At 70.8% G+C, this 17,423-nt stretch carries 16 protein-coding genes; 7 read left to right on the top strand and 9 right to left on the bottom strand.

The genetic code is table 11. The features are described from left to right. Nucleotides 1–3 precede the first annotated feature (3 nt). Nucleotides 4–2,223 carry an arginine deiminase family protein gene (locus ACFXC1_RS39755; RefSeq protein ID WP_381252352.1) on the bottom strand — a complete coding sequence of 740 codons (2,220 nt, stop codon included), beginning with the start codon at nucleotides 2,221–2,223 and terminating at the stop codon, nucleotides 4–6. Nucleotides 2,224–2,619: 396 nt separating this feature from the next. On the opposite strand from ACFXC1_RS39755, the gene ACFXC1_RS39750 reads away from it, so the two are divergent. From ACFXC1_RS39750 to ACFXC1_RS39730, 5 genes are all read left to right on the top strand, one after another. Further along, nucleotides 2,620–4,104 carry a DASS family sodium-coupled anion symporter gene (locus ACFXC1_RS39750; protein ID WP_381252225.1) on the top strand — a complete coding sequence of 495 codons (1,485 nt, stop codon included), beginning with the start codon at nucleotides 2,620–2,622 and terminating at the stop codon, nucleotides 4,102–4,104. A 343-nt stretch (nucleotides 4,105–4,447) separates the two neighbouring features. Continuing rightward, nucleotides 4,448–6,040 (top strand): oleate hydratase, encoded by a 1,593-nt coding sequence (locus ACFXC1_RS39745; RefSeq protein WP_381252223.1) that lies wholly within the window; start codon nucleotides 4,448–4,450, stop codon nucleotides 6,038–6,040. A gap of 81 nt (nucleotides 6,041–6,121) precedes the next feature. After that, nucleotides 6,122–7,192, top strand: coding sequence for an FAD-binding oxidoreductase (locus ACFXC1_RS39740; RefSeq protein WP_381252221.1), 1,071 nt, complete (start codon nucleotides 6,122–6,124; stop codon nucleotides 7,190–7,192). A 19-nt stretch (nucleotides 7,193–7,211) separates the two neighbouring features. Continuing rightward, on the top strand, nucleotides 7,212–7,277 hold the full coding sequence (locus ACFXC1_RS39735; RefSeq protein WP_381252350.1) for an FAD-linked oxidase C-terminal domain-containing protein: 66 nt from the start codon (nucleotides 7,212–7,214) through the stop codon (nucleotides 7,275–7,277). 4 nt (nucleotides 7,278–7,281) lie between these two features. Next, nucleotides 7,282–7,680, top strand: coding sequence for a thiamine pyrophosphate-binding protein (locus tag ACFXC1_RS39730; RefSeq protein ID WP_381252219.1), 399 nt, complete (start codon nucleotides 7,282–7,284; stop codon nucleotides 7,678–7,680). Here ACFXC1_RS39730 and gap read toward each other — a convergent pair. The 8 genes from gap to ACFXC1_RS39690 all read right to left on the bottom strand — a co-directional run bounded on the left by gap (nucleotide 7,632) and on the right by ACFXC1_RS39690 (nucleotide 15,949). Then, a complete protein-coding gene (gene gap, locus ACFXC1_RS39725; RefSeq protein ID WP_381252217.1) occupies nucleotides 7,632–8,645 on the bottom strand; it encodes a type I glyceraldehyde-3-phosphate dehydrogenase in 1,014 nt (337 codons plus the stop codon). The two genes, ACFXC1_RS39730 and gap, sit on opposite strands and share 49 nt — an antisense overlap. Nucleotides 8,646–8,676: 31 nt before the next feature. Continuing rightward, complete coding sequence (locus ACFXC1_RS39720) at nucleotides 8,677–11,058, bottom strand: phosphoketolase family protein (protein ID WP_381252215.1); 2,382 nt, start codon at nucleotides 11,056–11,058, stop codon at nucleotides 8,677–8,679. A 63-nt stretch (nucleotides 11,059–11,121) separates the two neighbouring features. Beyond that, complete coding sequence (locus tag ACFXC1_RS39715; protein WP_381252213.1) at nucleotides 11,122–12,000, bottom strand: universal stress protein; 879 nt, start codon at nucleotides 11,998–12,000, stop codon at nucleotides 11,122–11,124. A gap of 5 nt (nucleotides 12,001–12,005) precedes the next feature. After that, nucleotides 12,006–13,028: a zinc-dependent alcohol dehydrogenase gene (locus tag ACFXC1_RS39710; RefSeq protein ID WP_381252211.1), complete on the bottom strand. Its 1,023-nt coding sequence runs from the start codon at nucleotides 13,026–13,028 to the stop codon at nucleotides 12,006–12,008. 35 nt (nucleotides 13,029–13,063) lie between these two features. Continuing rightward, nucleotides 13,064–13,969 (bottom strand): universal stress protein, encoded by a 906-nt coding sequence (locus tag ACFXC1_RS39705; RefSeq protein WP_381252209.1) that lies wholly within the window; start codon nucleotides 13,967–13,969, stop codon nucleotides 13,064–13,066. A gap of 149 nt (nucleotides 13,970–14,118) precedes the next feature. After that, nucleotides 14,119–14,745, bottom strand: coding sequence for a hypothetical protein (locus ACFXC1_RS39700; protein ID WP_381252207.1), 627 nt, complete (start codon nucleotides 14,743–14,745; stop codon nucleotides 14,119–14,121). 376 nt (nucleotides 14,746–15,121) lie between these two features. Next, entirely contained in the window at nucleotides 15,122–15,625 is a 504-nt protein-coding gene (locus ACFXC1_RS39695) for a hypothetical protein (protein ID WP_381252205.1), read from the bottom strand. Between the two features lie 123 nt (nucleotides 15,626–15,748). Further along, a complete protein-coding gene (locus tag ACFXC1_RS39690) occupies nucleotides 15,749–15,949 on the bottom strand; it encodes a hypothetical protein (protein ID WP_381252203.1) in 201 nt (66 codons plus the stop codon). Between the two features lie 209 nt (nucleotides 15,950–16,158). Here ACFXC1_RS39690 and ACFXC1_RS39685 point away from each other — a divergent pair, with 209 nt between their 5' ends. Together ACFXC1_RS39685 and ACFXC1_RS39680 are read left to right on the top strand one after the other, a co-directional pair. Further along, nucleotides 16,159–16,623 (top strand): cyclic nucleotide-binding domain-containing protein, encoded by a 465-nt coding sequence (locus ACFXC1_RS39685; RefSeq protein WP_381252201.1) that lies wholly within the window; start codon nucleotides 16,159–16,161, stop codon nucleotides 16,621–16,623. Between the two features lie 35 nt (nucleotides 16,624–16,658). Further along, entirely contained in the window at nucleotides 16,659–17,318 is a 660-nt protein-coding gene (locus tag ACFXC1_RS39680; RefSeq protein WP_381252199.1) for a CBS domain-containing protein, read from the top strand. Nucleotides 17,319–17,423: the final 105 nt, after the last annotated feature.

The raw sequence follows: 17,423 nt of genomic DNA, 5'->3' as shown, positions 1-17,423 counted from the left end.
GGGTCAGACGGCCGGGTCGCGTTCGACGGGGCAGCTCATGCAGCGCGGTCCGCCCCGGCCGCGGCCGAGTTCGGCACCGGCGATGGTGACGATCTCGATGCCCTGCTTGCGGAGGTAGGTGTTGGTCGTGACGTTGCGCTCGTAGCCGACGACCACGCCGGGGGCCACGGCGAGGAAGTTGCTGCCGTCGTCCCACTGCTCGCGCTCGGCACTCCGGATGTCCTGCGGCGCGGAAAGCATGCGTACCTTGTCCAGATCCAGGGCCTCTGCCAGGGCGCCGGCGAGGTCGGAGTTCGGTGTGACGTCGAAGCCCGTCTCGCGGGCGTCGCTGGGCCTCAGCGTCCAGGAGCGCAGGGAGTCCGCGAGGCCCGGATAGATGGTGAAGGCGTCGCGGTCGACCATGGTGAGCACGGTGTCGAGGTGCATGTAGGCGCGGGCGGCGGGGAGTTGGACGGCGATCAGACGGTTCGCCGTGCCGGTGGCGAAGAGCCGGGAGGCCAGGTTCTCCACGGCCTGGGCCGTGGTGCGCTCCCCCATGCCGACCATGACGGCGCCGTTACCGAGGACATGGACGTCGCCGCCCTCCAGGGTGCCGACCTCGCCGTCCAGTGGTGGCGTGGTCACGGTGCCGGCGAACATCGGGTGGAAGCGGTAGATGGCCTCGGCGTGCAGGCTCTCGCGGCGGCGGGCGAGCTTGGCCATCGGGTTGACCGACAGACGGTCGTACATCCAGCAGGAGTTGTCGCGCGGGAAGAGGTGGTTGGGCAGCGGGGTAAGCGCGAAGTCCTCGGCGTCGAGCGCGTTCCAGACCAGGCTGTGCGGGGTGGCGAGCGGCAGGTCGCTCTTGAGGATGCCGCCGGTGCGGGTGGTGGGCAGTCCGCGGGAGATCCGCTTGACCGGCGGTGTGACGGTCTCTGGGGCCCGGCCCTCGGAGACCGGATTCCGGGTCGGCTCCTCGCCGTAGACGCCTTGGCCGCGCTTCAGCCAGACGTACACCGGCAGACCGAGCAGCAGGACGAACAGGCCGTAGTACACGGTCTGGTAGCCGCTGCCCTGGATCGCCCAGTACGAGAAGGCCATCGCCAGGACGGAGACCGTGATGTCGCGGGCCAGCCGTCGGCCGGCGATGCTCTCGCGTCCGCGCACCAGCAGCCAGTACAGCTGGGCGGCGGCGGAGAACAGGTACGGGATGACGGCCGTCAGCACGCTCAGCAGCACGATCTTGGTGAAGACGTCGTCGAAGCGCGTATAGCTGAACACGGTGATCAGCGAGGCCAGCACGGTCGAGGCGATGATGCCGAAGACCGGGACGCCGCTCTCGCCGCGCAGCTTCGCGAAGGCGCCGGGGAAGAGTCCGTCGCGGGCGGCGGCGTACGGCATCTCGGCGCAGAGCATGGTCCAGCCGTTGAGGGCGCCGATGCCGGAGACGATGGCGGCGACGGCGACCGTGTCGCCGGCCCAGGTGCCGCCGAGGATGTTGTTGGCGGCGTCGGTGAACGGGGCGGTGGAGGCGCCGAGTCGGCCGTGGGAGACGGTGCCGAGGACGGCGAGGGTGCCGAGGATGTAGATGACGGCGCAGGCGAGGGTGCCGTAGATCGTGGCGCGCGGGACGTTGCGGCCGGGCTCGCGGACTCGGCCGGCGACCACCGAGGCGGCCTCCAGGCCGATGTAGCTGAACAGCGCGATGGGTGCGGCGGCCGAGATCGCGCCCATCGCCGACTGGCCGCTGGCGTTGAACGAGCCGAAGTTGTGCGGGTCGACGAACAGCAGGCCGATGGTGGCCATGAAGAGCAGCGGGACGAACTTCAGCACGGTGGTGAACACCTGGAAGGCGCCCATGTTCCGTACGCCGGTGAGGTTGATCGCGGCGGGTATCCAGAGCCCGATCAGCGCGATGAATATCGAGATCGCCGTTTTGTGGCCGGTGTTGACGAACACCTCGACATAGCCGACCCAGGCCACCACGATCGCGGCGTTGCCCGCCCAGGCGGTGATCCAGTACGACCAGGCGTTGAGGAATCCGGCGAACTCACCGAAGGCCTCTCGGGCGTAGACGTACGGTCCGCCGCTCGCCGGGACGCGCTTCGACAGCGCGCCGAAGGTCACCGCCAGGGCGAGTGCGCCGAGGGTGACGATCCCGAACGCCACGAGCGAGATCGGCCCGTACGGTGCGAGGGCCGAGGGGAGCGCGAACACCCCGGTGCCGATGATGGTGCCGCCCACGAGCGCGGTCGCGCCGGAGAGGCCGAGGGCGGCTTCGGGAAGTGACGTGCCGTCACTTCGTGGGGTCCTGGGCATGGTTGTGCTCCCTGTGCGGGTCGGTGCGGATCAGTCGATCCACGCACGATCCTTCTCGGAGCCGGCGCCCGTGATCAGTGGCCGAATATCCCCACCCGGGGCCATTGGTCCCCATCGCCACGTCCCGAACGGCCCAGCAGGTGCGCACCGCCCCACTCGGCCTCCACATGACGGAGTCGGCCGGTGCCGTTCGGCCCCCGGAGCAGGGCCGATCGCCCGATGCCCGGCCGCACCCGGCTCCCTCAGCGTGGACACGCAAGATCGCCCCTGTTCCGGCCGAGTCTCCGAGGAGCGCCGGACCCTACCCACGGGATGGAAAAGATGGCTCCCTTCAAGGACTCCGAGGGATCGCCCACCGGAGCGGCGCCCGGCACGAGCGTCACCCCGCCCAGGACAGTCACCGTGGGAACGGCGCTGAAGTGGATCGTTCCGGTCCTGACGGGCCTGGTCGTCTACCTCCTTCCGCAGCCCGACGGAATCAAGTCCGGTGGGTGGGCGGTCCTGGCCGTCTTCACGGCCACCGTGCTCGGCCTCATCCTGCAGCCGCTCCCACTGGGCGCGGTCGCCCTGGTCGGCCTGACGGTCACGATGATCACCGGCACCCTGGAGCCGGACGTCGCGCTCGGCGGGTTCTCCGAGCCGACGATCTGGCTGATCGTCGCGGCGTTCTTCATCTCCCTCGGCTTCACCAAGACGGGCCTCGGCCGTCGTATCGCGCTGCTGTTCGTCCGCGCTCTGGGCCGCAGCAGCCTGGGACTCGCGTACGGCATCACCCTGACCGACCTCGTGCTGGCCCCGGCCACACCCAGCAACACCGCCCGCTCCGGCGGTGTCATCCAGCCGGTCATCCGCTCGCTGAGCGCCAACGCCGGCTCGCATCCCGGGGACGAGAGCCGCCGCACGCTGGGCGCCTACCTCACCGTCACCGCCATGCAGATCAACACGGTCACCAGTGCCATGTTCCTGACCTCCATGGCCGCCAATCCCCTGGTACAGAAGCTCGCCGCCGACCACGGCATCCACCTCACCTGGACCTCCTGGGCGGCGGCGGCGATCGTTCCCGGTCTGGTCGCCCTGCTGGTGCTCCCCGCGCTGCTGTACCGCGTGTTCCCGCCCACCGTGCGTGCCACGCCGGAGGCTCCTGGCCAGGCCCGCGCCCAGCTCGCCGAGCTCGGCCGGATGTCCCGTCAGGAATGGACCATGGCGGCCGTCTTCGTCCTGCTGCTCCTGCTGTGGTCGGTGGGCGGCCAGGTCTGGGACCTGTCGGCCACCGTCTCCGCCTTCACCGGTGTGGCCCTGCTGCTCGTCACCGGTGTGCTGACGTGGGGTGACCTGGTCGCGGAGAAGTCGGCCTGGACGACGCTGGTGTGGTTCTCCGTCCTGGTCATGATGGCCGGTCAGCTTCAGGAGCTCGGGGTGATCGGCTGGTTCAGCGACACCATGACCAAGGCCACCGACGGGGTGGGCTGGCAGACCGCGTTCGTGATCCTGACGCTGGTCTACCTCTTCTCCCACTACCTCTTCGCCTCCAACACCGCGCACGTGGCGGCGATGTACGCCGCCTTCCTCTCTGCCGCCATCGCCACCGGCGCACCGCCGGTGATGGCCGCCCTGGTGCTCGGCTTCATCAGCTCGCTCTACGGCGGCCTGACCCACTACGCTTCCGGCCCGGCCCCCGTCCTCTTCGGCGGCGGCTACGTCACCCTCGGCGAATGGTGGCGTACCGGGCTGATCGCCGCCGGCGCCAACATCGTCATCTGGATGGGTGTGGGCGCCCTGTGGCTGAAGGTCCTCGGCCGCTGGTGAGCCCACTCCCCCACCTGTCGTCCGCCCGGCCCGGCTCTCCAGCCGGGCCGTCGGCATGCGAGCGCAGGAGGCGCCGCCGACCCCGGCGGGGGGCCAGAGCCGTGAACACCCTCGGTCCCACGGGCAACCAAGGCCGGGACCATCTGCCGGTGGGCAGGGACCTCCGGCCCCTGCCCGGTCGATCACCCCGTGAGTTGACTGAACACCAAGGCCGCCACGCTCGTCCCGAGCAGCCCGGCGCCACCCCGCACCACACACCGCGGAACCAGAACCGGTGTCCGTGCCCGGGTCCTGAACACTGTCGACCGCCCGTACACCCCGGGCGGCAGAACGGAGGGACGTCATGGCAGACGCTCCGAACGCATCCCACGCCTACCTCGTCGGCGGCGGCATCGCCTCCCTCGCGGCCGCCGCCTTCCTCGTCCGCGACGCCGGCTTCCCCGGCGAGCACATCCGCATCCTGGAGGAACTCCCCGTCGCCGGCGGCTCGATGGACGGCAGCGGCGAGCCCGCCGGATACGTCACCCGGGGCGGACGGATGCTGGAGGAGGAGGCCTACACCTGCCTGTGGAACCTCCTGGAGACGATCCCCACCCTCACCGACGAGACGGTGTCGGTACGCGAGGAGATCACCGAGTTCAACGCCAAGTGGCCCACCGACGCCAAGGCCCGCCTGATCGGCCGGGGCACCACGATCCTCGACGCCGCCGACTACGGCCTCGACACCCGCGACCGCCTGGAACTGACCCGCCTGCTCGTGCTGCCCGAAGCGGTCATCGGCGCCCGCAGGATCGAGGACTTCTTCTCACCGCACTTCTTCGCCACCAACTTCTGGACGATGTGGCGCACCACCTTCGCCTTCCAGAACTGGCACAGCGCCATCGAGCTCAAGCGCTATCTCCTGCGCTTCATGCAGGAGTTCCCCCGCATGCACACCCTCGCCGGCGTGCGCCGCACCCGCCTCAACCAGTTCGACTCGATCATCCGGCCGCTGCGTACCTGGCTCGAGGCCCGTGGCGTGGTCTTCGAGTACGGCGTGCGGGTCACCGACGTCGACTTCGCCACCGCCGAGGACGGCGTACGGCGCGCACACCGCCTGCACCTCGAACGCGACGGGCACCCCGACACGTACGAACTCACCGCCGACGACTACGCGTTCCTCACCCTGGGATCGATGACCGCCGACGCCGCCTACGGCACCGACGACACCGCGCCCGAACTGGTCCGCGACAAGCGGGACGGCGGATGGCGGCTGTGGGAGACCATCGCCGCCAAGGCCGACGACTTCGGCCGGCCCACCGCCTTCAACGGCAACGTGGACGAGGCCAAGTGGGAGTCCTTCACCCTCACCCTGCGCGACCCGCTGCTCCTGCACCGCATCGAGGAACTGTCCGGCAACCTCCCGGGCACGGGCGCCCTGATGACGTTCAAGGACTCCAACTGGCTGATGTCCGTGGTCGTACCGCACGCCCCGCACTTCGACGGCCAGCCCGAGGACGTCCACACCCTGTGGGGCTACGGCCTGTTCACCGACCGCGACGGCGACTTCGTCGGCAAGCCGATGGCCGAGGCCACGGGCCGGGAGATCCTCACCGAACTCCTCGGCCACCTCGGGATGTCGGACATCGAGGAACAGGTCGCGGCGAGCACGACCGTGATCCCGGTGATGATGCCGTACATCACCAGCCAGTTCGCCCCGCGCACCGTGCACGACCGCCCCCTGGTGATCCCTCGCGGCTCCGCCAACTTCGCCTTCCTGGGCCAGTTCACGGAGATCCCCGAGGACGTGGTCTTCACCGTCGAGTACTCCGTGCGCGGCGCCATGCACGCCGTCCACGGCCTGCTCGGCCTCGACGAGCGCGAGATACCCGGCATCTACCACGCCCTGGCCGATCCGGCGACGGCCTTCGACGTGCTCAGGGCGCCGCTGGCCTGAGTGGGAGCGGAAGGATCAACTGGCCTTGCATTAGGGCTAGTTGACCTGGCAGGCGGGAAACCCGACGAAGGGAACGGGAACATGACCGACACCGGATCACTCCTGGCGAAGGTGGTGGGGCCGGAGCACATGCTCATGGAGGACCGCGTTCCGGAGGAGTACGGGCACGACGAGTCGCTGGCCGTCGCGGCCCGACGGCCGAGGTACGTGGTGCGACCCGCGGCGACCGCCGAGGTGTCCGAGATCCTGGCGGTCGCCGCCATGCGGCGGGTCCCCGTGACAGCACGGGGCTCCGGCACCGGGCTGTGCGGGGCCTGCGTGCCCGGCGCGGACGGGATCGTCGTGTCCTTCGAGCGGATGAACCACGTGGTGGAGATCGACGCCGACAACCACGTGGCCGTGGTCCAGCCGGGGGTCACCCTGGCCGAACTCGACGACCACGCAGCCGAGTTCGGGCTGTGCTATCCGGTGCGCCCGGGTGAGCCGAGCGCGTCGGTCGGCGGCACGATCGCCACCAACGCCGGTGGCATGCACGCCGTCCGGCACGGTGTCACCCGCCACCATGTCCTCGGTGTCGAGGCCGTGTTGGCCTCCGGCGCGATCGTGCGCAGTGGTGGGAAGTACGTCAAGACCAGCACCGGCTACGACCTGACGCAGTTACTCGTCGGCTCCGAGGGCACCCTCGCCCTCGTCACCGAGGCGGTCCTGCGCCTGAAGCCCCGCGCCGGGCACGGCGCGACGGTGCTGGCGCCCTTCGCGACAGCCGAGGAAATCGCCCGCGCGGTACCGCGCCTGCTGGCCCGGGGACTGGATCCGCTGGCCCTGGAGTACGTCGACATGCTCACGATGGCGGCGATGACCGCCCAGCAGGATCTCGGGCTCGGCATCCCGCAACAGGTCCGCGACACGGCGCTCGCCTATCTGGTCGTGGTCCTCGAAGAGCGGTCGGCCGATCGGCTCGAAGCCGATGTGGAGTCGCTCGGCGGGCAGTTGCTCGAACTGGGCGCGGCCGACGTCTACCTGCTGCCCGCAGCAGCCGCGCGGCAACTGATCGAGGCCCGGGAGCGGGCGTTCTGGGCCTCCAAGGCGGCCGGCGCCGACGAGATCGTGGTACCCCGCGCCTCCCTGCCCCGGCTGCTCGCCGCGGCGTGATCCCGCCAAGGTGGAACTGATGCGCCGGATCAAGCACGCCTTCGACCCCGACGGGATCCTCAACCCCGGTGTCCTCTTCGACTGACCCCATGAAGGGCGGAATCACCGTGAACGGTGCCCGTGCCGTCGCGCGCACCCTCCGGGACTCCGGCGTCGAGGTGTGCTTCGCCAACCCCGGCACCTCCGAACTGCACTTCGTCGCCGCGCTGGACGACGAGCCCGCCCTGCGGGCCGTGCCATGTCTGTTCGAAGGCGTGGACTGTGGGTCGGTTGAGCACGTCGTCCGTCATCGGGGATCTCCTCCGGGGTTCTTCGACACTTCGAGCGTCCCGCGGAACGGGGAGAGGCCCCATGGGCTGCCTGGGGGCGGACCATGGGGCCTTTCGGCCCTCAGGAATCCGCCCACAGGCCCACCTCACGGGGCCTCTCGCGGTCGTGCTCAGCCGTCGGCGACCAGCGCTGTCAGGTCGAGGAGGCGGTTGGTGTAGCCCCACTCGTTGTCGTACCAGCCGAAGACCTTGACCAAGGTGCCGTTCGCCTGGGTGAGCGCCGGGTCGAAGATGCACGAGGCGGGGTCGCCGATGACGTCACGGGAGACGATCGGGGCCTTCGAGACGCGCAGGATGCCGTTGAGCGGGCCGTCGGCCGCCTCGGCGAAGGCGGCGTTGACCTCGTCCACCGTCGTCTCGCGGTTCAGGACGACCGCGAGGTCGGTGAGCGAGCCGTCCTCCACGGGGACGCGTACGGCGATGCCGTCCAGGGCGCCCGCCATCTCGGGCACCACCAGGCCCACGGCACGGGCTGCGCCGGTACTGGTCGGGATGATGCTCAGGGCGGCCGAGCGGGCCCGGCGCAGGTCCTTGTGCGGGGCGTCGAGGAGGGACTGGTCGTTGGTGTAGCCGTGGATGGTGGTCATCATGCCGCGCTCGATGCCGAAGGTCTCGTGCAGCACCTTGACCATCGGGGCGACGCAGTTGGTGGTGCAGGACGCCGCCGAGACGATCCGGTCCTGACGGCGGTCGTAGGTCGTGTCGTTGACGCCCATCACGATGGTGGCGTCCGCGTTCTTGCCGGGCGCGGACAGCAGCACGGTGTGGGCGCCCGCCTTCAGGTGCAGGGCGGCGGAGTCGCGGTCGCGGAAGCGGCCCGTGGACTCGATCACGATGTCGGCGCCGTAGTCCGACCAGTGCAGGGCGGCCGGGTCGCGTTCGGCGGTGACCTCGATGCGCCGGCCGTCGACGGTGATCGAGGTGTCGTCGTGGGTGACCTCGCGTCCGATGCGGCCGAACGTCGAGTCGTACTCCAGGAGATGGGCCAGGGTGGCGGGCGAGGTGATGTCGTTGATCGCGACGACCTCGACGTCCTGGGTGCCCGCCTCCGCGCGGTCGAGTGCCGCGCGCAGATAGGTGCGGCCTATGCGGCCGAAGCCGTTGATGCCGACGCGTACGGTCATGGCGGTGAACTCCTTTGCCGGGAAGGGGATTTCAGGCGTTCCAGGTCCAGTCCGCGACTTCGGGCAGGTCGGTGCCGTGTTCGCGGATCCAGGCGTGGTGGCGGGTGCGGGCGTCGGCCATCTGCTGGCGTACGGCCGCGGCGCGTACCGCGAGGCCGGGTACGCGGTCGATGACGTCCATGACCAGGCGGTAGCGGTCGAGGTCGTTGCGGACGACCATGTCGAAGGGCGTGGTCGTGGTGCCGGACTCCTTGTAGCCGCGCACGTGCAGGTTGGCGTGGCCGGCGCGGCGGTAGGCGAGGCGGTGGATGAGCCACGGGTAGCCGTGGTAGGCGAAGATGACCGGCTTGTCGGTGGTGAACAGGCCGTCGTACTCGAAGTCGCTCATGCCGTGCGGGTGTTCCTCGCGCGGCAGCAGCCGGGTCATGTCGACGACGTTGACGACACGGACGGCGAGCTGGGGCAGGTGGCGGCGCAGCAACTGGGCGGCGGCCAGCACCTCCAGAGTCGGAACGTCGCCGGCGCAGGCCAGCACGACGTCCGGTTCGCCACCGTTCTCCGTGCCGGCCCACTCCCAGATCCCGGCGCCGCGCGCGCAGTGGGCGCGGGCCTGCTCCATGGAGAGCCAGTCGAAGCAGGGCTGCTTGCCGGCGACGACCACGTTGACGTAGTCGCGGCTGCGCAGGACGTGATCGGCCACCGAGAGGAGGGTGTTGGCGTCCGGCGGGAGGTAGACGCGGACGACCTCGGGGCTCTTGTTGAGGACGTGGTCGACGAAGCCGGGGTCCTGGTGGGAGAAGCCGTTGTGGTCCTGGCGCCAGACGTGCGACGTCAGCAGGTAGTTGAGGGAGGCGATCGGTGCCCGCCACGCCAACTCCCTCGATGTCTTCAGCCACTTGATGTGCTGGTTGACCATCGAGTCGACGATGTGCACGAACGCCTCGTAGCAGGAGAACAGTCCGTGCCTGCCGGTGAGGAGGTAGCCCTCCAGCCAGCCCTGGCAGGTGTGTTCGGAGAGGATCTCCATCACCCGGCCGTGCCGCTCCAGGTGCTCGTCGACCGGGAGGTACTCGGCCTGCCAGGCCTTGCCGCTGGCGTTGAAGACGGCCTGGAGGCGGTTGGAGGCGGTCTCGTCCGGGCCCACGACACGGAAGTCGCGGCTGGCCGAGGTGTCGTGCATGACCTGTTCGAGGAGGTCGCCGAGGACGCGGGTCGGCTCGTGCAGGGTCGTGCCCGGCTTCTCGACGGGGATCGCGAAACGGTCCAGGGACGGGACCGGGAGGTCGCGCACCAGCAGGCCGCCGTTGGCGTACGGGCTGGAGCCGAGGCGTTTGGCGCCTTCGGGCACGCAGGCCAGGACGTCCGCGACGGGCCGGCCGCCGGCGTCGAAGAGCTGCTCCGGGTGGTAGGAGCGCAGCCATGCCTCCAACTGCCGTAGGTGCTCGGGGTTTTCGCGCACCTCGGACAGCGGGACCTGGTGGGCGCGCCAGGTGCCCTCGACCGGGACGCCGTCGACCTCGGCGGGACCGGTCCAGCCCTTCGGGGTGCGCAGGACGATCACCGGCCAGTGCACGCGCTCGGTGACGCCGTCCTCGCGGGCGGACTGCTGCATCGCCGCGATGCGGTCCAGCGCGTCGTCGAACGCGGCGGCCATGGCGCGGTGCACCTGGAGCGGGTCGTCGCCCGTCACGTGGATCGGGTCGTGACCGTATCCCCGTAGCAGTTCGTCGAGTTCGGACTCGGGGAGCCGGGACAGGACGGTCGGGTTGGCGATCTTGTAACCGTTGAGGTGCAGGATCGGCAGGACCGCGCCGTCGTGGACCGGGTCGAGGAACTTGTTGGAGTGCCAGGCGGCGGCCAACGGGCCGGTCTCCGCCTCGCCGTCACCGATGACACAGGTGACCAGCAGGTTCGGGTTGTCGAGGGCGGCGCCGTAGGCATGGGCCAGGGAGTAGCCGAGTTCGCCGCCTTCGTGGATCGAACCGGGGGTCTCGGGTGCCACGTGGCTGGGCACGCCGCCGGGGAAGGAGAACTGCTTGAACAGCCGCTCCATCCCCGCCCCGTCGCGCGGGACGTTCGGGTAGGTGTCGCTGTAGCTGCCCTCCAGCCAGGAGTTGGCGACCACGGAGGGTCCGCCGTGGCCGGGTCCCCACACGCACAGCGCGTCCAGATCGCGCGCCTTGATCACCCGGTTGAGGTGGGTGTACACGAGGTTGAGGCCGGGCGAGGTGCCCCAGTGGCCCAGCAGCCGCGGCTTGATGTGCTCCGGCTTCAGGGGCTCGGTGAGCAGGGCGTTCGCCATCAGGTAGATCTGGCCTGCGGCAAGGTAGTTGGCGGCGCGCCAGTGGGCGTCCAGGGTGCGCAGTTCGTCGTCGGAGAGGGCGGTGCTCTGCTGGTCTTCGACCTTGGTCATGGTGACTCCGTAAGTCATCGAGGTGACGTCATCGAGCGGAGGAGCAGGGCGCAGCCGCGGCCTTCAGACACGCTGGGGTACGACGGCGACCGGGCAGCTGGAGTGGTGCAGCACCGCGTGGGCGACGCGGCCGAGCTGGAGCCCGAAGGTGACGTCGCGGCGCTTGGCTCCGACGACCAGGAGGTCGGCGTCGGCCGCGGCGTCGAGGAGGACCCGGCGGGCGTTTCCCTCGACGGTGCGCCGGTGCAGTTCCACGTCGGCCGGTACGTCCGCCACCGCGGCGTCCAGGGCCTCCACGGCCCGTTCCTCGTGCAGCCGGGCGGGTTCGCCGGACATCAACGGATGGTCGGTGGTCTCGTGCGCGGGACAGCGCCAGGCCCGTACGGCCTCCAGAGGAACCCCGCGACGCCTGGCCTCCTCGGCCGCGAAGCGCACGGCCGGGGACTCCTTGCCGTCCTCGCCGACACCCACCACGACACGGCCGTGGGTGCCGGAGCCGGCCCGGTTGTCGTGGCTGCCGCGCAGCACGATCACCGGGCAGTCCGCGTGTGCGGCCACGGTCAGACTGACGGAGCCCAGGAGCATTTCCGTCAGGCCGCTGCGCCCTCGGGTGCCGAGGACGAGGGCGGTCGCGTGCCGTGCCTCGCTCACCAGGGCGTACTCGGGCTCCTCCGGCAGTACGTCGACGCTCACGTCGAGGTCCGGGTGCCGGCCGCGCGCCCGGCGGGCGGCGCTGTCGACGATGTCCTCGGCGAGCACCTGCTCGGTGGGCTTGCCGACCTCGTCGGCGAGCGAGGTTCCCTCGTACCGCTCCCACAGCGACGCGTACACCAGCCGCAGCGGCAGTCCGCGTACGGCGGCCTCGTCGGCCGCCCAGTCGACGGCCCGCAGGCTGGGCTCGGAACCGTCGACGCCGACGACGATCGGCAGGGCCTTCGTCATCACCGTCACCGCCCCGCACCGAGGTCGAAGACGATCCGGGCCTTGACACCGCCGCGCAGCACGTCGGCGATGGACTCGTTCACGGAACTCAGCGGGCGGGTCTCGGAGATGACCTTGGTCCGGCCGGCCGCGTGCAGTTGGAAGACCTCGGCGAGGTCCTGCCGGGTGCCGACGATCGAGCCGATCACCGAGGTGCCGTTGAGCACGGTGTCGAAGATCGGGACCTGGATGGTGCCGTGCGCGGGCAGGGCGACCATGACGAGCTTCCCGCCGCGCCGCAGACCGGAGTTGACGGCGGCGAACGCGTCCTCGTTCACGGCCAGGGCGATCGCCGCGTGCGCACCGCCGTGCCGCTTGAGGACCTCTCCCACGTCGTCCTTGCGGGCGTCGATGACAAGGTCGGCGCCGAGCGCGGTGGCGAGTTCGAGCTTCTCGTCGGTGACGTCGATGGCCGCGACCTGGGCTCCGGCGATCTTCGCGTACTGCATGGCCAGGTGGCCGAGTCCGCCGACGCCGGAGATCGCGACGAGCTGGGCGGGCCGCACGCCGGCGACCTTGAGCGCCTTGTACGTCGTGACGCCCGCGCAGGTCAGCGGGGCGGCGTCGATCGCGCTCACGCCGTCGGGCACCGGCTGGGCGAAGTCGGCCCAGGCCAGCATCTTCTCGGCGTACCCGCCGTCGCAGCCGTAGCCGGTGTTGATCTGCTGCTCGCACAGCGTCTCCCAGCCGGACAGGCAGTGCTCGCACCGCCCGCAGGCCTTGCCGAGCCACGGCACGGCGACCCGCTGGCCGACGGTCAGATGGGTGACGCCGTCGCCGAGCTTCTCGACGAGGCCGACGCCCTCGTGGCCGGGGACGAAGGGCGGGTTGGGCTTGACGGGCCAGTCGCCGTGGGCCGCGTGGATGTCGGTGTGGCACAGCCCGGAGGCCTCGACGCGGACACGGACCTGGCCGGGGCCGGGCTCGGGGTCGGGGCGGTCCTCGATCACCAGGGGCTCACCGAACGCCCGTACAACTGCTGCCTTCATGGCCAATGCTCCTCAGGGGGAAAGTCGGGGGTGGGTCAGTCGTGGGCGACGACGGCCACGGGGGCGACGGCGTGGTGCAGGACGCCGTGCGCGACCGGGCCGATGTGGGCGCCGAGCGCGGCGCGGCGGATCCGGCGGCCGATGACGACCAGGGAGGCCTCGCGGGAGGCGTCCACCAGGTGGTCGGCGGCGCTGCCGACGCGGGGTTGCAGGGCGACCTCGATGTCGGGGTGCTTCTGGCGCCAGGGGCGCAGGGCCTCGGTGAGGGCGGTGGTCTCCTCTCGGGAGAGCTCGTCGTTCAGGCCCGCGTCCATCGCGAGGCCGTAGGCGTAGTACGGCGGCAGGTTCCAGCCGTAGACGACCCGAAGGCCGGTGTCGCGGCGGGCGGCCTCGGCGAACGCGAACTCGATGACCGTGTCGGCGGGGGTGTCGGCGTCGAGGCCGAGGACCACCGGCCGGTACGGGGTGCCGGTCGACGGGCTGCCCGCCGGGTCCTTCTCGTGTTCGTCGGCGGCCTGTTCGCCGGCCCGGACCAGGACCACGGGCAACTCGGCGCGAGCGACGACGGAGAGGCCGACGGAGCCGACGAGGAATCCGCCGACGCCGCTCAGTCCGCGTGAGCCGAGGACCAGCAGTTCGGCGTCCTTCGCCGCGTCGAGCAGCGCGTCCGAGGGCGTGCCGGTCACCTGGTCCTCGATCACGTCCAGACCCGGGTGACGCAGGCGCAGGCCCTCGCCCGCCTCGCGCGGAATCCGCTGGCTCCAGTGCTGCTGCGTCTCCGCGCCCAGCAGCGGCGCCTGGGCCAGCGGATCCGGGGCGGGCTCCCAGACGTGGACGACCTTCAGCGGCAGGCCGCGCAGCTTCGCCTCGCGGGCCGCCCATTCGGCGGCGGCACGGCTCTCCGGGGAACCGTCGAGTCCTGCGACAACAGTGCGGACCATGATTCTTCCTCCTGAACGGATGTCTGATTCCAGAGTCGTGGCGTAGGGGTTCCCGCGGCAGGGGCCGCAGGTCCCCGACAGGGGCCGTTCGGCCCAATGGGCAGCCGCAGGGCGGGCCCTCTCACGGGGGCCCGCCGTATCTGGCGTGGTCAGCGCAGCCAGTTGTGGTCTCGGACGACGGGGAGCTTGGCCCAGACCCTGCCCAGGCCCCAGGTCGCGCCGGCACCGGCCGCCGCGAGGGCGATGATCACGACGGCGTAGATCAGGTGGTAGTCGGCGAACGGGTTCGTCGACATGCTCAGCGACCCGTCGGACAGGTGCCTGGCCGGCGGCCACTCGGCGATCCACATCAGCGCCATCATCGCCGTGCCCGCCACCGCGGCCAGCCGCAGCGCGACACCCGAGACCAGCGCGACACCGATACCCAGCAGACCGAGCATGAACAGCCAGTCCGCCCAGCCCGCACCGGCCCAGTCATGGAACGTGGACTCCATCGGACCCGCAGCCACACCGCTCAGGAAACCCTTCGTCGGCGAACCACCGTCGACCCAGCCCTTCCCGGACGGAGTCGCATAACCGAACCCGAACGTCTTGTCCAGGAACGCCCACAGGAAGACGAACCCGGTCAGCAGACGCAGAGACGCGAACCCATAGGCACGCGCCGTGGTGGTCGCCGTGGCGACTGCCGTCACGGCGCCCTCGGACGCGGACCCGTTCCTGCGGAACGTCGGCAGGTGGAAGCCGGAGGTGCGGTGCGGGTGCTCGTGCACAGCCATGATCGTGGTCCCTTCGAGGTGTCGGATCGTTCGTTGCACCGCTCACTCTGGTGCGGCGGGACGTCCGTCACCTGATGCCGTTGGTCCGCCGGTGGCGGGCTGAACGGCCCCTTCCGCGGGGCCTGTTGGGCCTCCGGCAGGACAGGCTTCGGTCAGTGCGCGGCCCATCGGGCCAGAAGGCGGACCCCTCGCCCCTTCGGGGGCACGCTGTGCGCACGGACGAGGAGCGCGCCAAAGCCCCGGCACGGGAGTGGTAGCTGTTGTCGCCGTGCCGGCGCCGGTGCTGTCCGGCCCGCTGACCGGCCGTCAGTACGGTTGCCGCGAACGCCATTACGGAGCGCGCGACTTCAGGCCGCAGCCGGAGCGCGGCCTCCTCCTACTCCGACGGCCCCGCGACCAGCCGTCCGGAGTTCCTCCGGCCGCGCCAGACGGCCACCGGCACCTTGGCGAACAAGCCGGCGAAGGCGAGCGGGATCAGTGGGGAGAGCGCGCGGCCCAGCTTGTTCCAGTCACCCTGGTCCACCGGCACCCAGGACCCCCACGGTTCCTTGGACACCTCCACGGGCGCACCGAAGCGGGGTTCGGAGGAGAAGCCGGTCGCCGTGATCCGGTGTGTCCTGTCGTCGGAGATCTGCGCCGGATCCACGAACCCCCGGCACACGAGGTCGGGATGAGTGCCGCCCCGGGATGTCGTGGCCGGCGCGGTCGCGTCGCAATACGTGACCCGCATGGTCAGCTGCTGCCCGATCAGCCCCAGGCGACCGACGGCCGAGACGGCCATGTAGACGGCGACACCGACGAGGGAAAGAGCGATCACACCGCAGACGACGGTCCCGAGGACCTGCTTCCGTCCCATGCGCACCGTCGTCTGCTTGATCACTGTCCGATCGTACGAACCCACTGCTGGGCCACAGACAGCGCCCCCCACGTTCCGAGAAACGACGAACCCGCAGGTCACCGAAATGGATCGGCGACTGCGGGTCCGGCCTTCGTGAACGGTGCGTCAGTGGTGAACGGGCGTCCGCCCGGCCGGCCGGTGCGTGCGAACCACTGGCGACGCCGAGGTCCGCTGCGAGGTCCGGCGGGCGCGCATCCGCAGCACCAGCGCGTCGAGCGCGGCGCCGACCACGACGGTGAGCGCGGTCGCGATCACCAGCAGGACGGCGAACTGCCTCCAGAACTCCGGTGTCAAGGTCGTACCCACGGTGTCCACCCCCTCGTCTCTGCCGTATCTCTGCCGAGTACTTCTCTCGGTTTCATCGAACCGCGGCAGACACGGCGGCACAGGGTGCCGCAGGGCTCCCCCGGGGGCGCCGGTCGGCCCGTTCCGCAGGCCAAGTGGCCCATGGCAGGGCGGGGCCAACGGGCACACGCTGGAGGTGGTAGGTCCGTAAGACTCTCTGGAGGCACGCCATGAACGCTTCCCCCACCACGGGCATGCCGCGGGCCCTGCCCGCGGAGCACCGCGAACGGCTGATGAAGCTCGCACGGGAGGTGTCGATCCCCCAGGGCACCCGGCTCTTCGAGGAGGGCGCCCGCGCCGACCGGTTCTGGATCATCCGCACCGGCACGATCGCCCTCGACATGCGCGTGCCCGGCCGACGGGCCGCCGTCATCGAGTCGCTGGGACACAACGAACTCGTCGGCTGGTCCTGGCTGTTCGGCCCGCACTCCTGGCACCTGGGCGCCGAGGCGACGACACCGGTACGCGCCTGGGAGTTCGACGCCACGGCCGTACGCACGCTGTGCAAGGACGATCCCGAGTTCGGCATGACCGTCTCCCAGTGGGTGGGCGACATCGTGGCCCACCGGCTCCGCTCGGCCCGCACCCGGCTGCTGGACCTGTACGCCCCGTACGGCAGCGGCGGCATGCGGTGACCGTGCCGACGGACCGCCACGAGCAAGGAGTGACCATGCATGGATCACCGCACATCGTGAGCGACGTGATGACCCGCACCGTCGCCAGCGTCGTCCGGGGGGCCGCTTTCAAGGACATCGTCCGCACGATGCAGGAGCGGAGGGTCAGCGCCCTGCCCGTGCTCGACGCGGCGGACCGCGTGATCGGGATCGTCTCGGAGGCCGATCTGCTCCCCAAGGAGGAGTTCCGCGACAACGACCCCGACCGGTACACGCAGTTGCGCCGGCTGTCCGACCTCGCGAAGGCCGGCTCGGTGACCGCGGGCGAGCTGATGACGTCGCCCGCCCTGACCGTGGGCGCGGGCGCGACCCTCGCGCAGGCGGCGCGGACCATGGCCCGCGCGAAGGTCAAGCGGCTGCCCGTCGTCGACCACGCGGGCCGGCTGGAGGGCGTCGTCAGCCGGGCCGACCTGCTGAAGGTGTTCCTCCGGGACGACGAGGAGATCGCCGAGGAGGTGCGGCGAGAAGTGGTGGCGTACCTGTTCCCCGGTCCCGCGTCGGCGGTCCGGGTCGAGGTGCGGGACGGGGTCGTACGGCTCGGCGGCCGGGTACGGGACACCTCCCTGGTTCCCGTGGCGGCGCGGCTCGTCCGAGGCGTCGAGGGGGTTGTGGATGTGGAGTTCGCACTCGACGGACCCGACCGCTCCACGGAGTGATAAGTACCGTCGGTGCGCAAGCCGTTGGCCCCCCCGCCCCCCCGCGGCGGCGGGGGCTCCCGGGGGCACGCCGGACTCGGCCCCCCCCCGCCCCCCGGGGGGACC

Source organism: Streptomyces hokutonensis (assembly GCF_042751305.1).
GTDB classification, from domain to species: Bacteria; Actinomycetota; Actinomycetes; order Streptomycetales; family Streptomycetaceae; genus Streptomyces; species Streptomyces hokutonensis_A.
The sequence above is the reverse complement of the archived record's forward strand: the minus strand, read 5'-3'. Positions and strand labels throughout refer to the sequence as shown.

What these genes read in the sequence shown, in the direction of transcription:
- ACFXC1_RS39730 (WP_381252219.1), top strand. Translation starts at nt 7,282, where the DNA reads ATGAAGGGCGGAATCACCGTGAACGGTGCCCGTGCCGTCGCGCGCACC.
- ACFXC1_RS39685 (WP_381252201.1), top strand. Translation starts at nt 16,159, where the DNA reads ATGAACGCTTCCCCCACCACGGGCATGCCGCGGGCCCTGCCCGCGGAG.
- ACFXC1_RS39700 (WP_381252207.1), bottom strand. Translation starts at nt 14,745, where the DNA reads ATGGCTGTGCACGAGCACCCGCACCGCACCTCCGGCTTCCACCTGCCG.
- ACFXC1_RS39750 (WP_381252225.1), top strand. Translation starts at nt 2,620, where the DNA reads ATGGCTCCCTTCAAGGACTCCGAGGGATCGCCCACCGGAGCGGCGCCC.
- ACFXC1_RS39715 (WP_381252213.1), bottom strand. Translation starts at nt 12,000, where the DNA reads ATGACGAAGGCCCTGCCGATCGTCGTCGGCGTCGACGGTTCCGAGCCC.
- ACFXC1_RS39740 (WP_381252221.1), top strand. Translation starts at nt 6,122, where the DNA reads ATGACCGACACCGGATCACTCCTGGCGAAGGTGGTGGGGCCGGAGCAC.
- ACFXC1_RS39720 (WP_381252215.1), bottom strand. Translation starts at nt 11,058, where the DNA reads ATGACCAAGGTCGAAGACCAGCAGAGCACCGCCCTCTCCGACGACGAA.
- ACFXC1_RS39710 (WP_381252211.1), bottom strand. Translation starts at nt 13,028, where the DNA reads ATGAAGGCAGCAGTTGTACGGGCGTTCGGTGAGCCCCTGGTGATCGAG.
- ACFXC1_RS39705 (WP_381252209.1), bottom strand. Translation starts at nt 13,969, where the DNA reads ATGGTCCGCACTGTTGTCGCAGGACTCGACGGTTCCCCGGAGAGCCGT.
- gap (WP_381252217.1), bottom strand. Translation starts at nt 8,645, where the DNA reads ATGACCGTACGCGTCGGCATCAACGGCTTCGGCCGCATAGGCCGCACC.
- ACFXC1_RS39745 (WP_381252223.1), top strand. Translation starts at nt 4,448, where the DNA reads ATGGCAGACGCTCCGAACGCATCCCACGCCTACCTCGTCGGCGGCGGC.
- ACFXC1_RS39680 (WP_381252199.1), top strand. Translation starts at nt 16,659, where the DNA reads ATGCATGGATCACCGCACATCGTGAGCGACGTGATGACCCGCACCGTC.